The 19,295-nt window shown below is 45.2% G+C and carries 23 protein-coding genes; 5 read left to right on the plus strand and 18 right to left on the minus strand.

Features of this window, described 5'->3' with window-relative positions:
• Positions 1 to 61: 61 nt before the first annotated feature.
• The 17 genes from PKI34_08555 to PKI34_08635 all read right to left on the minus strand — a co-directional run bounded on the left by PKI34_08555 (position 62) and on the right by PKI34_08635 (position 13,463).
• Complete coding sequence (locus tag PKI34_08555; protein ID HNS17857.1) at positions 62 to 1,243, minus strand: aminotransferase class I/II-fold pyridoxal phosphate-dependent enzyme; 1,182 nt, start codon at positions 1,241 to 1,243, stop codon at positions 62 to 64.
• Between the two features lie 62 nt (positions 1,244 to 1,305).
• Positions 1,306 to 2,184 (minus strand): 4-hydroxy-tetrahydrodipicolinate synthase, encoded by an 879-nt coding sequence (dapA, locus tag PKI34_08560; protein ID HNS17858.1) that lies wholly within the window; start codon positions 2,182 to 2,184, stop codon positions 1,306 to 1,308.
• 177 nt (positions 2,185 to 2,361) lie between these two features.
• A complete protein-coding gene (locus tag PKI34_08565) occupies positions 2,362 to 3,222 on the minus strand; it encodes an ATP-binding protein (GenBank protein HNS17859.1) in 861 nt (286 codons plus the stop codon).
• Positions 3,197 to 4,087: an ATP-binding protein gene (locus tag PKI34_08570; protein ID HNS17860.1), complete on the minus strand. Its 891-nt coding sequence runs from the start codon at positions 4,085 to 4,087 to the stop codon at positions 3,197 to 3,199. The genes PKI34_08565 and PKI34_08570 overlap by 26 nt, the downstream gene beginning before the upstream one ends.
• Entirely contained in the window at positions 4,080 to 4,523 is a 444-nt protein-coding gene (locus PKI34_08575) for a CGGC domain-containing protein (protein HNS17861.1), read from the minus strand. Before PKI34_08575 ends, PKI34_08570 begins: the two co-directional genes overlap by 8 nt.
• A 14-nt stretch (positions 4,524 to 4,537) precedes the next feature.
• A complete protein-coding gene (locus PKI34_08580; protein ID HNS17862.1) occupies positions 4,538 to 4,909 on the minus strand; it encodes a NifB/NifX family molybdenum-iron cluster-binding protein in 372 nt (123 codons plus the stop codon).
• Positions 4,910 to 4,930: 21 nt separating this feature from the next.
• Positions 4,931 to 5,167 (minus strand): DUF5320 domain-containing protein, encoded by a 237-nt coding sequence (locus PKI34_08585; protein ID HNS17863.1) that lies wholly within the window; start codon positions 5,165 to 5,167, stop codon positions 4,931 to 4,933.
• Positions 5,168 to 5,180: 13 nt separating this feature from the next.
• Complete coding sequence (locus tag PKI34_08590) at positions 5,181 to 5,498, minus strand: NifB/NifX family molybdenum-iron cluster-binding protein (protein ID HNS17864.1); 318 nt, start codon at positions 5,496 to 5,498, stop codon at positions 5,181 to 5,183.
• A gap of 1 nt (position 5,499) precedes the next feature.
• On the minus strand, positions 5,500 to 6,093 hold the full coding sequence (locus tag PKI34_08595; GenBank protein HNS17865.1) for a DUF134 domain-containing protein: 594 nt from the start codon (positions 6,091 to 6,093) through the stop codon (positions 5,500 to 5,502).
• Positions 6,094 to 6,173: 80 nt separating this feature from the next.
• Entirely contained in the window at positions 6,174 to 7,226 is a 1,053-nt protein-coding gene (arsB, locus tag PKI34_08600) for an ACR3 family arsenite efflux transporter (protein HNS17866.1), read from the minus strand.
• A 17-nt stretch (positions 7,227 to 7,243) separates the two neighbouring features.
• A complete protein-coding gene (locus tag PKI34_08605; protein HNS17867.1) occupies positions 7,244 to 7,684 on the minus strand; it encodes an arsenate reductase ArsC in 441 nt (146 codons plus the stop codon).
• Positions 7,685 to 7,718: 34 nt separating this feature from the next.
• Positions 7,719 to 10,202 (minus strand): multiheme c-type cytochrome, encoded by a 2,484-nt coding sequence (locus PKI34_08610; protein ID HNS17868.1) that lies wholly within the window; start codon positions 10,200 to 10,202, stop codon positions 7,719 to 7,721.
• 121 nt (positions 10,203 to 10,323) lie between these two features.
• Positions 10,324 to 11,664 carry a permease gene (locus tag PKI34_08615; protein HNS17869.1) on the minus strand — a complete coding sequence of 447 codons (1,341 nt, stop codon included), beginning with the start codon at positions 11,662 to 11,664 and terminating at the stop codon, positions 10,324 to 10,326.
• A gap of 55 nt (positions 11,665 to 11,719) precedes the next feature.
• Positions 11,720 to 12,418 (minus strand): aromatic aminobenezylarsenical efflux permease ArsG family transporter, encoded by a 699-nt coding sequence (locus tag PKI34_08620; GenBank protein HNS17870.1) that lies wholly within the window; start codon positions 12,416 to 12,418, stop codon positions 11,720 to 11,722.
• 4 nt (positions 12,419 to 12,422) lie between these two features.
• Positions 12,423 to 12,851, minus strand: a complete 429-nt coding sequence (locus PKI34_08625) for a nitrophenyl compound nitroreductase subunit ArsF family protein (GenBank protein ID HNS17871.1) — start codon at positions 12,849 to 12,851, stop codon at positions 12,423 to 12,425.
• A 14-nt stretch (positions 12,852 to 12,865) separates the two neighbouring features.
• Complete coding sequence (locus PKI34_08630) at positions 12,866 to 13,105, minus strand: thioredoxin family protein (protein HNS17872.1); 240 nt, start codon at positions 13,103 to 13,105, stop codon at positions 12,866 to 12,868.
• Between the two features lie 13 nt (positions 13,106 to 13,118).
• On the minus strand, positions 13,119 to 13,463 hold the full coding sequence (locus tag PKI34_08635) for a winged helix-turn-helix domain-containing protein (GenBank protein HNS17873.1): 345 nt from the start codon (positions 13,461 to 13,463) through the stop codon (positions 13,119 to 13,121).
• Positions 13,464 to 13,837: 374 nt separating this feature from the next.
• Between PKI34_08635 and PKI34_08640 the strand changes: the two genes are divergently transcribed.
• From PKI34_08640 to PKI34_08660, 5 genes are all read left to right on the plus strand, one after another.
• Positions 13,838 to 15,136, plus strand: a complete 1,299-nt coding sequence (locus PKI34_08640) for a tyrosine-type recombinase/integrase (GenBank protein ID HNS17874.1) — start codon at positions 13,838 to 13,840, stop codon at positions 15,134 to 15,136.
• Complete coding sequence (locus tag PKI34_08645; GenBank protein ID HNS17875.1) at positions 15,129 to 15,932, plus strand: hypothetical protein; 804 nt, start codon at positions 15,129 to 15,131, stop codon at positions 15,930 to 15,932. The genes PKI34_08640 and PKI34_08645 overlap by 8 nt, the downstream gene beginning before the upstream one ends.
• 166 nt (positions 15,933 to 16,098) lie before the next feature.
• On the plus strand, positions 16,099 to 16,368 hold the full coding sequence (locus tag PKI34_08650; GenBank protein HNS17876.1) for a helix-turn-helix domain-containing protein: 270 nt from the start codon (positions 16,099 to 16,101) through the stop codon (positions 16,366 to 16,368).
• 3 nt (positions 16,369 to 16,371) lie between these two features.
• Positions 16,372 to 17,661 carry a phage/plasmid primase, P4 family gene (locus tag PKI34_08655; protein ID HNS17877.1) on the plus strand — a complete coding sequence of 430 codons (1,290 nt, stop codon included), beginning with the start codon at positions 16,372 to 16,374 and terminating at the stop codon, positions 17,659 to 17,661.
• Between the two features lie 270 nt (positions 17,662 to 17,931).
• The gene (locus PKI34_08660) at positions 17,932 to 18,930 is read left to right on the plus strand and encodes a toprim domain-containing protein (GenBank protein HNS17878.1); all 999 of its coding nucleotides are present in this window, start codon (positions 17,932 to 17,934) and stop codon (positions 18,928 to 18,930) included.
• A 67-nt stretch (positions 18,931 to 18,997) separates the two neighbouring features.
• Here PKI34_08660 and PKI34_08665 read toward each other — a convergent pair.
• Positions 18,998 to 19,295: hypothetical protein (locus PKI34_08665; protein HNS17879.1), on the minus strand; the 298-nt coding region annotated here is incomplete at its 5' end.

The raw sequence follows: 19,295 nt of genomic DNA on the forward strand, positions 1-19,295 counted from the left end.
CAGACCAGCCACTGGAGAATATTAAAGAAAAATGAGGCATAAGCTTACAGAATCATTCATTCTAAACGTTTACCAGTCCTTTTTCCAGGTCGTCAATAATATCTTTCATGTCTTCAATGCCAACCGACAACCTGACCAGGTCATCTGTAATGCCGGCGGCAATTTTATTTTCCCTGCTGACGCCTGCGTGTGTCATGGATGCCGGATGCTGGATGAGTGTTTCCACCCCGCCCAGCGAGACGGCCAGCAGGGCCAGATGTACGTTGTCCATCAGTTTTCTTCCGGCCTCATATCCTCCTTTCAGTCCGAAGCTCATCATGGAGCCAGGTCCTTTCATCTGTTTCAGCGCCAGTTCATGCTGAGGGTGGGAGGAAAGACCTGGGTAATTGATCCAGGCGACTTTCGGATGCGATTGCAGGAATTCAGCAACCTTGATGGCATTCTCCTGGGCCCGGTCGATGCGGATACCCAGGGTCTTCACACCGCGCAACACCATGAACGCCTGCGTGGGATCCATGTTACAACCCAGGTAAACCATCGAATGGCGGATCTTTTCATAGAGCGCCTGGTCCCCGGCAACGACGACCCCGCCAACAATGTCCGCGTGACCATTGATGAACTTGGTAATGGAATGCAGCACGATGTCGGCACCAAGTTCGAGGGGTTTTTGCAGGTAAGGGGAGCTGAACGTGTTATCCACGACCAGGATCAACCGGTGTTCCCTGGCTATCCTGGAACAGGCTGCAATGTCGGTGATATCCATCGTGGGATTGGCAGGGGTTTCGATATAGAGCACCCTGGTATTGGGTTTTATGGCTGCTTTTATAAGATCCAGGTTCGATGTGTTGATAAAGGTCATTTCAACACCAAAGCGCGAATAGTCCTTTTCCAGAACACCTCTGACCGGACCGTAAACGGCACCGGTGCTGACAATATGGCTTCCGGCTCCGAGCAGGGCCATAAAGACGCAATTAATGGCTCCCATTCCCGAGCTGGTGGCAATGCCGTCATAGCCGTTCTCCAGTTCGGCGATGTTACGTTCAAAAGCCCGGATCGTGGGATTGGCAATCCGTGTATAGATATAACCATCGCTTTTTCCCGAAAAACAATCGGCCCCGTGCTGGGCATTTTTAAATTGAAAGGTTGATGTCTGGTAAATGGGTACGGTGGCACTACCGAATTCATCTTCAAATGCCCCGGCATGAATTAGTTTGGTATTGAACCCTTTGTCTTTTGTCTTCATAAACAGTATCGTTAATTAATAATCTGTAATAAGAGTGATGCAATATAAAACCGGCTGTCGCCTCATATGAGGCCTTTTTCTTTCAAAATAGAAGCCATGATTACCGTATTGGATTCATTTAAGCCAGTCATCGGGGGACGTAAGGCTCCGCCGATGAGTCCCATGAGCTCCAATGCTTTTTTTGCCCCCATCGGATTGGTTTCAAACCTGCAGGCCTCAAACAAAGGATAATACTCCGTATGGAGCTCTGTTGCCTTTTCATGGTTCCCCTCCAGCGCATGGTGGATCATTTGGGCCATGACATCAGGAACAATATTACCGGCGACAGAAAAGCTGCCAGCTCCCCCAAAGGCGACCAGCGGGTAGGCAGTGGTATCTTTGCCTGTGAATACCAGAAAATCGTCATTTCGGGTCAGATATACAATCTTGGCCAGATGATCGATCATCTTATTCCCATCCTTTGTTCCTACGATATTGGGATGTTTGGCAAGCTGCGCTGTCATTTCAGGAGTAAGTTCCACGCCTGTGCGATTTTTTGAATTATGTAAAATAACAGGGATGGGTGAGGCATCTGCCAGTTGTTCGAAATACTTAAGCAGCGCATAGGCTGTGGGCAATACGAGAAACGGGGAATAAGCAACTGCATAATCCGCACCTGTATCTGCATACATTTTTGCCCGATCGATGGATTGGCGGGTTCCAGGAAGACTGATATCCGGCATGACCGGTATTTTTCCATTGACTTCCTCCACAACAATTTTCAGTACCTGTTTAACCTCATCGTCAGTCAGCAGGGGATTTTCTCCTGTGACGCCCAGCGGAGCAATGCCATCGATATCCGAATTGACTTGCCGCTGCACGAGCTGACGAAGGGTTTTTTCGTCGATGGAATAATCACTTTTAAAGGGAGTGATCAATAATGTAAAAGCACCTTTTTTCATTTTATTTTTTAATTAATGGTATTAATAATTCTGAATTTTTGTTCCCGAATCGTATTTGTTCTGTTCAGGTTTGAGTTTTGTTTTCCTTAGGAGGTGCAAGCCAGTATGTTTCCTTATGGGGACATACTGGCTTGCACAGATCCTATCTTTTATACTGTGATGAAACGATAACCTGAACTATGAATGAATCACTTTCCATATATTTCTGATTTCCCGGCTTACAACAGAGTCAGGGGCCCATTCGATCATGCTTTTACAATTTACCATGGCATCAACTACCTGTGGATCAAAGGGGAGGTTCCCTGCTACCACCACCTTTTTGCTTTTGCAATACTGGTTGATCCTGGTACAAATATCCGGATTTATGTCGTATTTATTGATCACCACCCAGGCCCTCAGCTTGAATTTTCCGGCGATGCCCAGCGTCCGTTCCAGGTCGTGCAGTGCCGAAAGGGTTGGTTCGGTGACAATTACTACCGCATCCACTCCGGTTATCGTGGAAATGACCGGGCAACCGATTCCGGGCGGTCCGTCAAGCAGAATGGTTTCGATCGAATGGTGTTTGGCTGCCTGTTTTGCCCGGTCGCGTAGCTCGTTTACCATTTTACCCGAGTTTTCCTCACCGGGAGCCAGCCGTCCGTAGACCATGATGCCATTTCGGAACTCTCCGGCATACATACGGCTTTGATCGTTTTTAACCATGGTAATGGCATGTTCGGGGCAGATGCGCGAGCATAGGAAGCATCCATCGCAGTACGTATCCGAAATTTTAACGCTCCCCTGGATGACCGAGATGGCATCGAAGCGACAGTATTGGAGGCAGAGGCCACAATGGGTGCACACATCATAGTCGATGACCGCTTTTTGACTGCCCACGTATTCGCGGACTTCCTCATGCAGGGGATTGAACAGGATGTAAAGATTGGCCGCGTCAACATCGCAGTCGACCAGCACCAATCGTTCGCTGAGGGTTGCAAAAGAAGCAACCAGGCTTGATTTTCCCGTTCCTCCCTTACCACTGATGACCGCTATTTCCATAATGTGCTTTTATATGATCCACCACATCAAGCAACTGATCCTGCCATTCACTCTTCGTTTGGGCCACCAGTTTCCCTGAAGAATAAAGACGTGCAATTTTTTCATCATAGGGGATTTCGAGCAGCAGGGGGATGTCCTCATGCTGAAGATAATCATATACGTCCCGGTTTCCAATCCCAGCACGGTTGACAATGACACCGAAGGTTTTGTTCATCGTCCGAAGGGTTTCCACGGATTGTTTCAGGTCGCTCAAGCCAAAAGGGGTAGGTTCAGTGACCAGGAGGACGAAGTCGGCTTTTACCACCGTTTGAATGAACGGGCAGGATGTGCCGGGAGGTGCATCCATAATGGTGATTTGATTGGAACGGCTTTCCTTCAGTGCTGCCTTAATTACGGGAACCGGCGAAAATACACCAATGTCCGTGCGCCCTTCCACCAGCCTTGCCAGGGAATTGATCTGATAGCAAGTGATGGTTCCCAGCGAAACGTCTTTTTCGATGATGGCTTCATCCTGGCAGGCCACCATGCAGGCTCCACAGCCGTGACAGAGGTCTTCGATGACCCGGATGACGTTCATGGGAGGCAGGATAAAAATGGCATTGTAGACGCAGTACGCGTGGCATCTGCCACAGAATGTGCACCTGTCTGTGTCGATGACCGGTATTTTCTGGGTGACAGGCACAGATTTAATCAGGTCACCCTGAAAAAACAGTTTTGCATTGGGTTCCTCTGCATCGCAGTCAATCAACGTAACCGGCACCCCTTTACTATAAAGGGAATGGAACAGGTTGGTCGCGATCAACGTTTTTCCGGTACCCCCTTTCCCGCTGGCAATCGCAATTTTAATGTGTGCCGTATTAGTCATAACTGAGTCTCATCTGCTCATCGGTCAGCGTATCCCGGATGGCCTCCTTCCAGAATTTGTTTTCCCAGGTGCGCAACTTGCTGTGCGTAAGGAAATATTTCTGCGGGATGGGATGGGTTCCGTAGATGACCTTTAATCCATATTTTTCGTTGATGAATTTTTTAAAATGTTCGATGCGGGGACAGGGTGGATAACCTACCAGCAAACCAGTGGCGAGATGAACATGGGTCACCCCGTTTTTTTTCATCTCCGCGGGTGCATACTCAATGTTTCCACCGGGGCATCCTCCACAGGTTGTATAGGCTGCAATCTCTGCCTCCTGGTCCTTATAGATGGAAAAGGCTCCCTCCCGGTCGCGAAATGCCCTGAAGCATTTTCCGCCGGCGCATGTGTGATAGCGATCACAAATGATGATCCCGATTTTGATTTTTTCCATGGTATTGATGTAGTTTAGTCTCCGTGATTGCCATGTTCGTGATGAGGGCCGTGATCGCAATAATTGGCACTCAGGCGTAACTTATTGGCCAGGAAGTCCTCAACAAGTTCCCTGGCTGGTTTGATGGGGGCACCTACGAATGCATTGATCTTCTGCTGATTGAAAAGCATGATCGCCTGTTGCCCCATGCCTCCGGCGATGACATCGGTGACCCCGAACTGCGCTATCCATCGTGGATAGAGACCCGGTACATGCTCAGGGGGAATGACCTCCTTCACTTCCGTTATGCTATCGTTTTCAACATTCACGATCGCAAATGTTTCACAATGTCCGAAATGGGCGCATAACACCCCACTTTCCAATGGAATGGCTATTCGTTTATTCATATCATTCGTTTTTTTAATCCATTAATTTCCGCCCCTGGAACGATTCTGTCTTCCCATACCGCGTCCTCTTCCACCCTTTCCGCGTCCCTGTCCCAACCCTTTTCCTGCAGGATTTTCAGGAAGATCTTCATCCTTTTTGATTTCGTCGTCGGATGTGGTTTGTTTTTTCCGGCCCTTGCCATAATTCGTGCAACGGCCCATTTTGCGGCCTGACATGGGACCCTGCCCTTCAGGACCTGTACGATCAAAACCTGGCATAATAACCTCCTTTTTAATGATTTAACATTTCGATGATCCCATCGATGGTTTTTCCCGGATCTTTCATAACGATCATCTGTATTTTCAGGCTGTCCAGCAATGGTTTGATTTTCATTCCAAACTCTCCTGAGATGACCTTACTGACATTGCGTGATGCAATGAGCTGAACGGATGCCGGCCCCGCTCCATTTTCCACCTCAAGGTTGGGGTTTGGAATGAATTCCATGGCCTTGGTTTCCGTATCGTAAACAACAAAGTAAGCGCAGCGGCCAAACCGCTGATCAATGAATGAATCCAGGGAATTTCCCTGTGATGTGATGGCAACTTTCATATTATTCGTGTTTATAGGTTCTGCAATTCTGGGCGCTATTTCTTTTCATCGGCGCGCCACACTTCGGACAAATCTGCTGGTTGCAGGGCATCCCCGGAATATGCTCCTGCAGATGTCCGCATCCGGGACAGATGCAATGATCCCAACCCTGGTCCGGGTCAGCATCCATCAAAGGTTCCTCCCATTCATAACCTGCAAACTCCCGGCTGCCGCACAGGGGACAGCGCTCCACTTTTGTCATTCGTTCAGGATGATTGAAATGGCAGCAGCACTGATTACACTGGTACCAATCACTATCAAAATAGACCTTTCCTCCTTCAATGGTGATCGGCCTTCCCTCAACAAATGCCCTGGCAATTTTTTCGCGTGCCGATGCATAGATCCGTGTGTAGGTCGGGCGGGAAATTCCCATGACAAGTGAAGCATGATGATGATTGTCTCCATCATAGTCACACAATCGTAACGCTTCGTACTCCTCATATAACAGGTAAACCGGCTCAGGCTTCCTGTTACCCGTTTCAGGGCCATAGGGTTTAAAGCCCTTGATTATCGGGGGATTTACTACTTTTCTTATGCGTTTGAGCCTTGGTGACATGACTTAATGAGCAATAGTTCGCTACAAATATAACGAACATTTGCTCACTAATTATTTTTTTTTTAATTCGGAAGAAAAATTCAGGGTGCCATCTTAAAATAGGCCTTCCGGAACCAGAAGGCCACATTCACCAGCGCAATCATAACAGGCACCTCCACCAGGGGACCAATAACTGCTGCAAAGGCTTCACCCGAGTTGATCCCGAATACCGCGATGGCCACCGCAATGGCCAGTTCAAAGTTATTGCTGGCTGCCGTGAACGACAGGGTGGTGGATTGCTCATACGTGGCCCCCGCTTTCCTGCTCATATAGAAGGAAACAAGGAACATCACCACAAAATAAATGACCAGCGGGATGGCAATCCGGACAACATCCAGCGGGATCCTGACAATGTATTCTCCTTTGAGGGAGAACATGACCAGGATGGTCAACAAAAGGGCAATGAGGGTAAGGGGACTGATTTTGGGTACAAAGTTGGTCTCGTACCATTGTTTGCTTTTAATCCGCATTAAAATGAACCGGGTCAGGAATCCGGTGATGCACGGGATCCCCAGGTAGATAAAAACACTTTTTGCGATCTGGCCGATGGTGATCTGTGAAACGGCTTCATTCACCGGCAACCCGAACCATCCGGGCAGTATGGCAATGAAGAAATAGGCATAAACGGAAAAGAACAGCACCTGGAAAATGGAGTTAAAAGCCACCAGCCCGGCAGCATACTGCCTGTCCCCTTTGGCCAGGTCGTTCCATACGATGACCATGGCAATGCACCGGGCCAGTCCGATCAGGATAAGCCCGTACATGTAATCGACATTGAACCTCAGAAAGACTCTTGCCAAAAGGAACATAAGTATCGGGCCGATGATCCAGTTCTGAACCAGTGATAATCCAAGAACTTTGGTATTCCTGAAGACATCGCCCAACTCTTCGTATTTGACCTTTGCCATGGGTGGATACATCATCACGATCAATCCGATGGCGATGGGAATATTGGTGGTACCGCTCGACATACTGTTCCAGAATCCGGCAACTGAAGGGAAGGCCCATCCGAGAAAAACCCCTGCGAACATGGCAAGGAATATCCACAATGTCAGGTACCGGTCAAGGAATTTCAATCTCGGTTTTGAAGGCATGGCTTTTTCGTTTGGAGTTACTTTCTGCTAAAATCTAACTGCTTGGCAGTCATTGAATCATAAAATGCCCTGAAATCCCGTTGGATCTCATCACGGACCTGCCTGTATTTCTGCAGGGTTTCTTCTGCCGTTCCAATAAACTCTGCCGGATCTTCAAATCCGATGTGCAGCCGTTTGCCCACCTTTCCCGTAAACACGGGACAGGTTTCCCGGGCACCATCACAGACCGTAATGACATAATCAAATTCCAGTGAGGTAAATTCATCGGCATTTTTTGGATGATTGCCCGTCAGATCAATGCACATCTCCGACATGACCGTGATGGTAAAGGGATTGACTTTCCGTGCCGGGTTCGTTCCCGCCGAAAAAACCTGCAGGTTTTTGTCAAATGACTTCAGGAAACCTTCCGCCATCTGGCTGCGGCAACTGTTTCCCGTACACACTATCAGGATTCTCATACTTAGCTAATTTTTGATTTGTGAATTGACAATTTCATGGTGCTTGGTGAAGGTAATGAAGACTTACAGTGGGCTTTCTGCTTAGCATCCTCTCCATCACCATCAGAATAATGGCTATCAGCACTAAAATGAGACTGAGATCAAAAAAGGAATAAAAGATCCAGTTTAGGTTGACCAGCATCATGAATCCACTAAGCAGAGTCATTAGCAGGGTAACGACGCAGAAGCCATTCAATCCCCTGGTGAGAAGAACCCGGTAATTAATGGGAGGTTCTGATCGATTTATCCGCAACAGCAGCAATGATACCAGCAGGGCAATGATAAACAGCCCGACGATAAAATGATTTCCGTCGAGCTGTAGCCGCTCCGGGAGCATATAAAGGGATAATTCCTTATTGAGGAATATCAGGATGAACATCATCGCCAGTCCCACCGCCATGATCAGGCTGGTTATGTTCATCCAAAATTCAGTAAGGTGATCTTTTGCGTACGTTCGGATGAGATGGATGAACAGTAAGACGAGCGCAACGATCAGCAGCACATACAGGATTGGTTTTGCAAAAGATTCCCGTATAATGCCCAGATGCGTGCGGAAAGCGGACAGTCCCAGGGTATTATACTGAGCTTGTGTGACCATTTTGCCATTCTCATCGAAAGGGGTAAGTAATACCTGGGCCGTGAAGAAGTGGCTGCCGTAACTGTGGCAATCCGTACAGCCGTTCGTACCGTAAGCTGCGTTGGCGGGCATCACATCATGGCTGTATTTATGTACGTTACCATAGGGTGAAGCTTCCCAGGGTTCCATATCCATTAGATAGGAATCGTTGCCGGACCGGTACACCCTGTTGTTCATGACCCAGACCACACGCTTGCCTTCCAAAGGATATTTAATGCTTTTCAGCATCTCTGAAACGGATGTGATCAGTGCATCAATTTCTTCGGGCCTGTTCACCTCAACCACACCATCCCCTGAATCATCCGTTATCCTGGACAATTCAGGATAGTTGTAAGCATCCTTGCGGTGGGCGTCCCACATTTTATATACATCGCTCATTCGGGGTTGCATAAGCCCCCCTTTACCTTCAATAAGGATGCCCGGCCAGGAAGAATGGACGCGGTTCATTGGATAAATTTTACCCTGATACCTGACCAGTTCCGGCTTGAAGGTGAAAGTCGGTTTATCCTCATAGCCCATCATTTCGAGGTCACCATAGTGGTTCCAGTAGTTCATATCAGGTCCGTAAAAGGTCCACAGGTATTTGCCCTTGCTTGGGATTTTTGTACCAGGGTTGAACACATCGCTCGCTACATAATGAGCCGATTTTACCGTACGTTCCGGAATATGGCAGGCCTGGCAGGCCATTTTGTCGAGATGGAGCGGAGGCAGCCAGCTGTGTTTTGCAATGGGCGCCCCAAGATACCCGGTGTTGTGGCAATCAGTGCATTCGCGCAGCGTATTGTCCAGGTCGTCCCGAACGTGCCCACCCGGATCGTCCCCCTTGCCAAACTGATGGACCTCCTTTCCTTTTATCCGCTCATCCTCGGCCATGCTGCCGGCGGGGTGGCAGTCAACGCATTTCATTCCCGCTCGCAGGTGCACATCCGTGCGATCCATGAAATTGGCACCGCGTTTCTTGTAACCCGGCTTTGCATGGCACCACAGGCACGTTTCGGTGCGCGGTTCTTTTACGATATGTGGTTCAACCGTTCCATTGGCATTGAACATCTCCTGGTGGTACGACACCGCTACCGGCTGACCGGCTGCCACCGAGCCTGTAACAATGCCAAAACCCGAACCAGCCAGTGCTGCATACCGGTAATTGAGGCTGGTGATCTGCCGGACACGTTCTGTGTTATCATATTCCGGCAAATGGCAGAGAAAACAGTCGGCTTCGATGACCCCGCTTTCCTCCCATCTGGCCTTGTAATAATCCCCGTCCAGGTCATTGGTGCCACCGGATTCGAACTTCTTTTCAGGGTTGATCATTGCCAGGTCATAGCGCAGGTTGTCTCGGTCATATTCCAGGGGACCGCCGCCCGGGTGGCACACGCCGCATAACATTACAAAATCGTACGAGGTCATGTCCAGGAAGGTGGTATGTTCATTGGTTTTGGCTGACAAATAATTGTAAAGCGGAGCAGGGGAGCACCATGAACCCCCGTAGTTGCCCGGCGAGGAGGCCCACTGCACCCTTTCTTTCAGCATTTCGGTGGGCTGCTCATCCTTTCCCTGCTGAAAATGGAAACCCTGCGTGATCAGGTCATAATCGTGGCATTTCCCGCAGGTCTGTTTCGGGGAGTAAGGCTTATCGGAGTTCTTTCCCGTCTTGGGATTGATCGTATCGCCTTCCTCCGTTAGCAAAAAGAATGGGGGGCAAACGCCTGAAAGGGATACGTCGGGTGCAGATATATGAAGCAGAAGTTGCTCAGGTTTTCCCGTATGAAACTGAACATAACTTGCCACAACCAGGCAAACGATGACGATTAAAGGAATACTAAAAACCCATGTCTTTTTCATTGCATCAGATTATGATTTACCAGTGTCAAAGTCATCTAAAATCTTCAAAGCCAATTGATACGTATTTTTAAGGTATAAAAGGATAGTGCTGGTGCAAGTAAGTTGACATTTTTTCCGACTATCAAATGGCTCCATAAAGCATTCCGGACAATGTGGCCATAAGGATCACAAGACCTGAATAGACAATGGTTTTTTGCGTTCCGATCACTCCACGGATGACCAGCATGTTGGGCAACGATAAGGAAGGTCCGGCCAGCAACAGAGCCAGCGCCGGCCCTTTGCCCATTCCTGCGCCGATCAGCCCCTGCACGATCGGAACTTCGGTCAGGGTGGCAAAATACATAAATGCTCCTACAATAGAGGCAAAGAAATTGGAAAGCCCCGAATTTCCTCCCACCAGCCATTGTACCCATTCATTGGGAATGATGCCAGCAATGGCCGTATCATCGTGGGTGGAGCCCAGCAGAAAACCGGCGGTAACGATCCCAATCCCAAGCAATGGCATGATCTGCTTGGCAAAGCCCCAGGCAGATAAGGCCCATTCCCTGTTTTCGTCATCTCTTTTATCAAACAGAGTCATGATGCTCAGGGCAATGATTCCCACTAACATGGGGACCAGGGGAACCAGTTTTGGATTCTCAATAAATGTGGAAGATAACCAGATGGAAAGGGCTGTGATAAAAACCGCTGAAATGACCCATTGCCATTTGATCCTGAGGATAGCGATCAGGGAATAGACCAGCATCAGGCTGAAGAATCCGGTGATATACCACTTATAGGCCCAGAGGTAATACCAGAAGCTGGATGCGTCATCACCGGAAGGTCTGCCCCAGTTGGCAAACACCAGGATGAGGACCAGGGTGAAAAAGTGGAAGGAAGTCTGCCACATCGGCCTTTTTTCAGGGGGAAGCGCAATGTTCATCTGCTCCTCCCTTTTTATTTTTTCCTCCTTATGATAGATCAGCGACATGATGATCCCGATGATGACACTGAATGAAACTGCCCCGATGACGCGGGCAAGACCCATATCAAAACCGAGAATTTTAGCGGTTAGAATGATTGCAAGTATGTTAATGGCCGGGCCGGAATACAAAAAAGCGATTGCTGGTCCCAAACCTGCACCCCGCTTATGGATACTTGAAAAAAGCGGTAAGATCGTGCAGGAGCAGACCGCCAATATTGTTCCGGAGAGTGATGCGACAGTGTAAGCAAGCCACTTTTTGGCATTGGCGCCAAAATAGCGCAGCACAGAACCCTGGCTGACAAAAACTGCAATGACTCCTGCAATAAAGAATGCGGGCAGCAGACAAAGGATGACATGCTCCCGGGCATACCATTTCACCAGGTCGAGCGTGGCATCTATGGCGGTATTGAACCGCACGCTTTCAAGGGGAAGAAAAAAAGCAACACCGAAAATGACAGCGATCCAAAAAAGTATTTTTAATTCTTTTCTGTTTTCCATAAAACCTTTTTTATCAATCATTTCGATTAAATCCGAAATAAAAAGTCAAAAAATTTTAAAAGTAAATGATGATCACATAGTACAGACCAACTCCAATAAAGAGAACCGCCACGATCCTTCTGAACCAGATCTCAAATGTCTTGATCCGATTGTAGATTTTACCGACGTTTCCGACGGCATAAGCCAGCAGCCAGGCAAAGAGGATGACAGGCAAACCGGTGGCTATGGCAAAGACAGCCGGAAGGTAAAGGCCGCTTGCGCTGGCAACGGTCATCGGGATGAGCATGACAAAGTACAATACCCCGCTGTAGGGACAAAAGGCAAGGGCGAAGATGATCCCAAGTAAAAGCGTGCTCCAGTAGCTGCCCTTGCTTTTACCGCCGATCTTTTCTGAAAGTCGGGAGAAGCCGGGAAATTTGATTTTCAGGATATCCAGCATGAACAATCCGATAAGGATCAGCAAGGGTCCCAGCAGTTTCTCGCCCCAGCCCTGGAATACCGATGCTATGTTTATTTTGCTGGCTCCCAAATAGATGATTACTGCCAGACCGGTGTAGGAAATTACCCTGCCCAGGGTATAGACCAATCCCTTGAGAAAAACCTTCCGGCGATCCTCCAGGTCCCTGCTGATGAATCCGATAGCGGAAATATTCGTGGCCAGGGGACAGGGACTGATGGCGGTCATCAGTCCCAGAATGAAAGCGGTCAGGATCGCATATTGGGAAGTATCGAGTATATTTTGCAGGAATTCCATCGGTTTATCCCTTTAATGCCTTTTCAACCGCCTTTTTGATCTCTTCTTTCAGCTTGTCGTAATCGTGGGCATACATAAATCCCTCGCCGGTGATATCAATTTTGGTATCACCATGCACCACCATCAGAGTTTGCATTCCCACGCCCAGTTCATCGGCAATTTCGGCACTGCTCTTTTCATCCAGGTTAACACCTTTGAAGAAATATTCACCGGCTTTGACCTGCTCCGGGAACAGTTCCTCGAAAGCCTTCTTTGACTTTTCTTCAACCGAGATGCAGGTACTGCACCTTCTTTCAAAATGGAAATAGTAAAGGCCGACCTGAGATTTTACTTCGCTGCTGGAAGTGTTTGGCTTTTGTTGTGGCTGGCCACTGCAGGAAAGATGAACCAGGCCCATCATCAGGGCAATGGTTGCCATCAATAACTGTTTCATAGCTTGAATTTTTGTCATTGGTACTTTGTTAAAACTTCTTTGATCTCCTCATACGAGGGAACCCGTCCTTTGATTTCAACCTTTCCATTGACCACCAGGGCCGGTGTGGACATGATCCCGTAGCTCATGATCTCCATGATGTCTTCCACCTTAATGATCGTCGCCTGGATCTGTTCCTTTTCCACCAGATCGCGGACGGTCTTGTCAAGTGTTTTGCATTTGGGGCATCCCGTCCCTAAGATTTTGATTTCCATAACCATTAGAATTTTATTTTGAACATTTTTTAGAACCTGAATTTTCGGCGGATTGATTTAAAAATCTGACCAGTAATTGTTTCATTTCCTCCCAGTTTTCACGGTTAATGCAATACTTAATGAAGGGAGGATTGATTTCACCCTGTATCAATCCTGCATTTTTAAGTTCTTTCAGATGCTCTGAAAGAGTAGAACGCGCAATGGGAAGGTTTTCAGCCATATCCCCGCTGTAGCAGCATTTGTCCATGTTGCTGATGAGATAATCAAGGATGAAGACCCTCACCGGATTGGATAAGGCCTTGCTGAAACGGGCCAGTTTTACCTGATCTTCGGAGAAATAATTTTGTTTTACAACCATTTCATTTAGTATTTCGTCTAAATACGAAACAAAAGTACTATTAATTTATTCAAACGATCTGTAAAAGGATTAAAAAAATTGGATTGAGCGAATCCACGCACGTGTGGTCTTGATAGAGGAAGCTGTTCAAAAAAGAAGGCTGCCTTGAATGCGAGGCAGCCTTCTTGGAATATCTGTACCCGGAGCCGGACTTACTATTATTTAAATCAGGTTAAATGATATTTCGTTAAGATGCTAATAATCAGTACTAATTAATTATGTACATTACCCTGTTTAAATCCGGTTAAATAAAATTTAATAACTTTCTGGGTACTCATTCAGGATACTCATTATTATTTTATAGGTTTGCTTCTCATCCATTATTGCACAAAGAGATGATTGCAAATGTACATTTTTATCTGAAACCGGGAAAACCGAACAAGAAAGGTGAAAAACCCATTGTCATGCGAATTACCTACAACAATCAGCGTTCGGTTATTCATATTGGTTTCATGATTAAACCAAAATACTGGGCAAAGAATCAGTTGGTTTTACCAAATCCGGCGCACGAACCGGATAATTTTCACCAAATAATAAACAAGAGAATTAAGACCTATCGGAAAATAGCCGAAGACACTATCAGCAATGCGATTGAAAATGGAATTTCGCTTTCTGATGCCTACCTGAAGAACCAGATCAAGAATGTGGGTCAAATGGAATCAGGCAAAAAAACATTTTTCACTGCCTTGCAGGAATATATAGATTCAAGTAAATCGACCAAGGCAGAAAGAACTATAAAGGGCTATACAACCACCAAGACATTCTTGAAGGATTTCGAAGATGCTACCGGATTTAACATTGACTTCAATACGATCAATTTGACGTTTTATGATAAGCTAAGAAATTATGCCTTTTTAGAGAGGGAAATACTTGATAATTATTTCGCAAAAATAATTTCTACCCTGAAATCATTTATGAATTGGGCAGGGGACAGGGGTTATCATAAAAACCAGTTCTATTCTAAATTCAAAGCAACTGAAAAGGAAAATGAGGTAATATTTCTGACTCTGGAAGAACTTATGACCCTCAAGGATTTTACGTTCGAAAAAAATAATTATCGGAAAGCAAGAGATATATTTTGTTTTGGATGTTTTACGGGACTTAGAATCTCAGATATCTTACAGTTGACAAGGGATCATGTTAAGAACGGTCAAATTATTAAATCTATACAAAAGACCAGACGTATGGAAATGATCCCGATCAACAAATTCGCCCAGGAAATTATTGATCGCTACCCAAAAGACTCAGCCAGACTTTTACCTAAAATGTCGCAACAAAAATTAAATCAATATATTAAAAAGTGTTGCGAGGAAGCGAAATTCACTGAAATGATCAAGATTGTAAGATTCTCTGGCAACCAACCAACAGAATACACCTATCCTAAACATGAATTAATCACTTCTCATGTTGCCCGAAAGACTTTTATAACAAACTCACTCATGTTAAACATGAATCCCAAGGTAATCAAGGAAATTGTAGGGCATAAAAAGGATAGTACACTAAATAAGTACCTTAAAATAACTGAACAGTTTAAAGCTGACCAGATGAAAAATACCTGGGATCTGGTTGATAAAAAGCCCAGGAAGTCCAAAAAGAAAGGAAAAAACCTAAGAAAAAGTAAAAAAGATGAGTAGGTACGATTATGATGCGGTCGGAACCAGATATAAATACTACCTGGATACTACTTCAGGTAGAATTTACGAGTTTGAACAAGGGAAAGATTTTGCTCAGAAATACATCTTCTTCATGATTAGACATATCCAGAACTTCAATCATGCGCAACTGGATAGACTGCTAGAATTCCATTTCAGAGAAAACTTCGAATCAAACATGGCGGATTTTGAGCATTTTATGATCCTGGTTATCAGACAGGCAAGATATTCTTACTGGAAAGATGATGTATACAATACCGGAAAGATTGAAACCATTTATGACTGGATCAATGATAAGAAAATGATAATCCAGAACAGTAATGGAAAACAGGATGGTGCTGGCTATCATCTCAGGTCTGCAGCAAAGATCGAATGTTTAAGAGATCATGGGAGTCTGCTAAAAATTCTTACTGAGTTAAACAAAAACTATAACACTGGACGCGATAAGTTAATTTTAGACATAGAAGGAAGTATACAAGATTTTGTTTTTGAGAACTTTATCTTCCCTAAATATAATTTCAAGGTTCAGAATGCTTATACGATCAAATGGAACGAAGAATGCAGCCTGCTGATTTCATTAATGTGGTATCTGAATAACAGGGGATACTTTAAACAAAATCAGAAAAAGAAAATAAAATCGTTTTTAAGAAAGGAGTTTGGTGAACAAGGATTTACGGACAGTAACTTTGATAGGTACTGGTATAGAGAAGATGCCAGGGAACTATCCATAGCAAGAATGGAAAAACTAATAGGTATCAGTTTGAAATATTATCTATGATCTTTTAACTTATCAACACGTAAGAATCGGTTTATCATACATATAGCTTTCTTATAAATACAGCCTGCAATTACAGGCTGTATTTTTTTTGCTTAAACCAACCTTTTTCTTTGCCAGCAGAATTCAATCAACTTAAAAATAATCTGCTATGGTAAAATCAATTTTTATGAACTTAAATATCAATGAGTTCAAAGATCTTATCAAAGAATGCCTTTCAGAAGTGAAAGACACGAATCCAACCATGAGAAGTAACCTGGAAGAAGATTTATTGACCCAGCGTCAGGCAGCCAAATATCTGCAGATATCAGAGCCGACAATAATAAAGTGGAAAAAGCAAAAGAAGTTGCCATATTATCAAAACGGCCGAAGCATCCTATACAAGAAATCGGAGCTATTGCAAGCTCTCCGGAAGAATAATCATCTAATCGAAAACTAGCAGATGAATAGCATAGATACACCTAAAAACGATCTGGCGGCAGCAAGACAGATCATCGATTCGATGGATATCTTCTTCTATAATCAGTCCTTTTATTCCTATATTGATCATTACTGGCGGCCGATTGAACTGGAGATCATTAAAAAAAAGATCCTGGAGCTTCTTGATAAAAAGTACCGCCAGGCCCGGGTAAACAATATCGTGGATATTCTCAAACTGATGACGCACAAGACGGAAGATGAGATCAATCTCAATTTTCATGAGTATGCACTGAATACCATGAATGGGATCTACTACCTAAAAGAAGGAAAACTGGTGCCTCACTCTGAAGAGACCAAGAGCATGTTTTCCACCAACCGGATCAATGTCACGGTTGATCCGGAAGCCAGGTGCGAACGTTGGATTCAATTTGTCAATGAAATCTTCGAACCGGATCACGATCGCAGGGATAAGATCAAACTGCTCCAGGAGTTCCTGGGGTACTGCCTGACCTCAATGGTTTCTTTTCAGAAAGCTTTGATACTTCTTGGCACAGGGAGCAATGGGAAAAGCATTATTCTACAGGTCATGGAAAAAATCCTGGGAGAGGACAACTATTCCAGTATTGAACTCAATCAGCTGAGCAATAAGAATTACATTGTCGAACTGCAAAACAAACTGGTAAATTTTTGCAGTGAAATTGACCACAAAGGATCTTTTTCCAGTGGGATTTTTAAACGAATCATCACCGGTGAAACATTGACCGGAGATGCAAAATTTAAGAATCCCATCAAGTTTCAACCCTATTGCAAATTGTTGTTTGCCACCAACGATCTTCCCCAGACCGTTGATACCTCGAAAGGATTCTTCAGAAGGATTTTCATTTTAAAATTCAACCGAAGCTTTGAAGGCGACCATTGCGATCCTGACCTGTTAAAAAAGCTGGACGCAGAAATCAGCGGGATCTTTAACTGGCTGCTGGAGGGCCTGGGACAGCTGATCCATGATCAGGCCTTCACCTTACCTTCAAGTTCTGAAGAAGAAATCTTCAATTACCTGGAAGGATGCAACAGTGTGGTAGCATTCATCAGTGAACGGTGCACGATTGAAAGCAATACCTATGAAGTGTACCAGGACCTGTATGAAAGCTACACGGAATATTGTGCTCAATCCGGCAATAAGCCCTTCAAGAAAGCCAGTTTCCGAAATGAAATCGAGAAGAACTACTCACCCAGGATCCTTTATACACGCAGTGGGGAAAAAGGAAATCATTTTAAAAACGTCCGGATAAAAAATAATACTATATATCCCTGAAAAAACTACACTTTTTACACTTTTGAAGATAACTTATTGAAATATAATTATATAGCAGTGACAATGCCGTGTAAAAACACAAGAAAACCGTGTAAAATCAGTGTAATCTTTTACACGGTTGGCAAAGACCAAGAAATGAAAAGTCCTGTAACTATCCCTTTTTACACGGTATTTACACTGAAATTACACTGCTTAAATAGTTGATATATAATCATATAAAGACAAAAAGTGTAAAAAGTGTAATGATTTACAGATATACACAAATATAAAATGCAGATAGAAGAAGCTAAAAGTATTAAAATCGCGGATTATCTCAGTTCCATTGGGCACAGTCCCGTAAGATGTACAGATAACCGAGAGTTATTTTACCTCTCACCCCTGCGAAACGAAAAGAATCCCAGTTTCAATGTCAATAACCGCAAAAACCTCTGGTATGACCACGGGCTGGGCATCGGAGGCTCGATCCTTGAATTGGTCATGCACCTGCATCATACAGACTGGCGGGGAGCTCTGGAAATATTGGAAGGTAACACTTGTCAACCTCTAATCACAAATAACCTTGCTATGAAAAATGATCCACGTTTATCCGCTGATGATACAGGGAATGAAGGAAACCTGAAGATCATCTCCAATAAAATTATTGAGGATACCCGGTTGAAAGAATACCTGTTCAAACGACAGATCCCTTACCGGATAGCCGTTTTCTTTTTGTCGGAAGTCAGATACAGGATCATTTCCACCGATAAAACCTATTATGCGCTGGCCTTCAGAAATGACAAAGGCGGATATGAACTGCGCAGCCGGTACTTCAAGGGATCCACGAGTCCGAAATACCTGAGCACGGTTCGTGGACCTGATCCGGAGCAAATCAACATTTTTGAAGGCGTATTCGATTTTCTGACTGCTGCCTGTTACTTCAACTCTTTCCCAAATAACACATCCATTATTCTTAATTCCGTCTCGTTTGCAAAGAAAGCAGCGGATATTATTGCCGGGTATTCCAGAGTAAATCTGTACCTTGATAATGATACGGCAGGAAAAGAAACCGTCCGGTTTTTTCAGTCACATCATCCCAATGCAGTGGATCATTCATCACATATCTATCCGGATCATAAAGATTTTAATGAGTTCTGGGAACAAACTTCCAAAAAAACTTACCACAGTTACTTCTTTAGGAGAGGCGAAATCTGTCCCGTAAAAGCTTTTTACCCGGACCTTCCCCATCATGGATTACAATTGAGTGGATCCAACTGGGATCGGCATCATTAATTCCAATCAGGTTTGTGAACAAAAAAAAGGTGCGGCCGTTATGGCCGCACTGCGAAAGGGCGTTCTGTCAGGATTGAACCTGATCAACCACCTGGGCATTGGAGTACAGATAGCGTACCGGAAAGTAGGAATATGTCTTTCCGTATTCATCTCTTCTCTCCACCGGGCGACCCCAGATCAGGAAAGGTCTTGAGTTTTTCTTAACAACCTTTCCGGCTTTGGCCCAGCCTTCATAGGTGTTGAATATGGCATGCTTTGCTGTGGCATAGCTCGCCAGCAGGGCATCATTGATGGTTTTGAATTCACCAGCGTTTCCGCCCTGAACCAAACCGGTACCACTTCCTGAAATAAAATGATGCCACCAA

It is taken from the genome of Bacteroidales bacterium (genome assembly GCA_035342335.1).
Taxonomy (GTDB): domain Bacteria; phylum Bacteroidota; class Bacteroidia; order Bacteroidales; family JAGONC01; genus JAGONC01.

What these genes read in the sequence shown, in the direction of transcription:
- PKI34_08610 (HNS17868.1), bottom strand. Translation starts at nt 10,202, where the DNA reads ATGAAAAAGACATGGGTTTTTAGTATTCCTTTAATCGTCATCGTTTGC.
- PKI34_08585 (HNS17863.1), bottom strand. Translation starts at nt 5,167, where the DNA reads ATGCCAGGTTTTGATCGTACAGGTCCTGAAGGGCAGGGTCCCATGTCA.
- PKI34_08640 (HNS17874.1), top strand. Translation starts at nt 13,838, where the DNA reads ATGATTGCAAATGTACATTTTTATCTGAAACCGGGAAAACCGAACAAG.
- PKI34_08575 (HNS17861.1), bottom strand. Translation starts at nt 4,523, where the DNA reads ATGGAAAAAATCAAAATCGGGATCATCATTTGTGATCGCTATCACACA.
- PKI34_08565 (HNS17859.1), bottom strand. Translation starts at nt 3,222, where the DNA reads ATGGAAATAGCGGTCATCAGTGGTAAGGGAGGAACGGGAAAATCAAGC.
- PKI34_08615 (HNS17869.1), bottom strand. Translation starts at nt 11,664, where the DNA reads ATGGAAAACAGAAAAGAATTAAAAATACTTTTTTGGATCGCTGTCATT.
- PKI34_08625 (HNS17871.1), bottom strand. Translation starts at nt 12,851, where the DNA reads ATGAAACAGTTATTGATGGCAACCATTGCCCTGATGATGGGCCTGGTT.
- PKI34_08655 (HNS17877.1), top strand. Translation starts at nt 16,372, where the DNA reads ATGAATAGCATAGATACACCTAAAAACGATCTGGCGGCAGCAAGACAG.
- arsB (HNS17866.1), bottom strand. Translation starts at nt 7,226, where the DNA reads ATGCCTTCAAAACCGAGATTGAAATTCCTTGACCGGTACCTGACATTG.
- PKI34_08645 (HNS17875.1), top strand. Translation starts at nt 15,129, where the DNA reads ATGAGTAGGTACGATTATGATGCGGTCGGAACCAGATATAAATACTAC.
- PKI34_08650 (HNS17876.1), top strand. Translation starts at nt 16,099, where the DNA reads ATGAACTTAAATATCAATGAGTTCAAAGATCTTATCAAAGAATGCCTT.
- PKI34_08595 (HNS17865.1), bottom strand. Translation starts at nt 6,093, where the DNA reads ATGTCACCAAGGCTCAAACGCATAAGAAAAGTAGTAAATCCCCCGATA.
- dapA (HNS17858.1), bottom strand. Translation starts at nt 2,184, where the DNA reads ATGAAAAAAGGTGCTTTTACATTATTGATCACTCCCTTTAAAAGTGAT.
- PKI34_08630 (HNS17872.1), bottom strand. Translation starts at nt 13,105, where the DNA reads ATGGAAATCAAAATCTTAGGGACGGGATGCCCCAAATGCAAAACACTT.
- PKI34_08555 (HNS17857.1), bottom strand. Translation starts at nt 1,243, where the DNA reads ATGAAGACAAAAGACAAAGGGTTCAATACCAAACTAATTCATGCCGGG.
- PKI34_08580 (HNS17862.1), bottom strand. Translation starts at nt 4,909, where the DNA reads ATGAATAAACGAATAGCCATTCCATTGGAAAGTGGGGTGTTATGCGCC.
- PKI34_08635 (HNS17873.1), bottom strand. Translation starts at nt 13,463, where the DNA reads ATGGTTGTAAAACAAAATTATTTCTCCGAAGATCAGGTAAAACTGGCC.
- PKI34_08590 (HNS17864.1), bottom strand. Translation starts at nt 5,498, where the DNA reads ATGAAAGTTGCCATCACATCACAGGGAAATTCCCTGGATTCATTCATT.
- PKI34_08605 (HNS17867.1), bottom strand. Translation starts at nt 7,684, where the DNA reads ATGAGAATCCTGATAGTGTGTACGGGAAACAGTTGCCGCAGCCAGATG.
- PKI34_08570 (HNS17860.1), bottom strand. Translation starts at nt 4,087, where the DNA reads ATGACTAATACGGCACACATTAAAATTGCGATTGCCAGCGGGAAAGGG.
- PKI34_08660 (HNS17878.1), top strand. Translation starts at nt 17,932, where the DNA reads ATGCAGATAGAAGAAGCTAAAAGTATTAAAATCGCGGATTATCTCAGT.
- PKI34_08620 (HNS17870.1), bottom strand. Translation starts at nt 12,418, where the DNA reads ATGGAATTCCTGCAAAATATACTCGATACTTCCCAATATGCGATCCTG.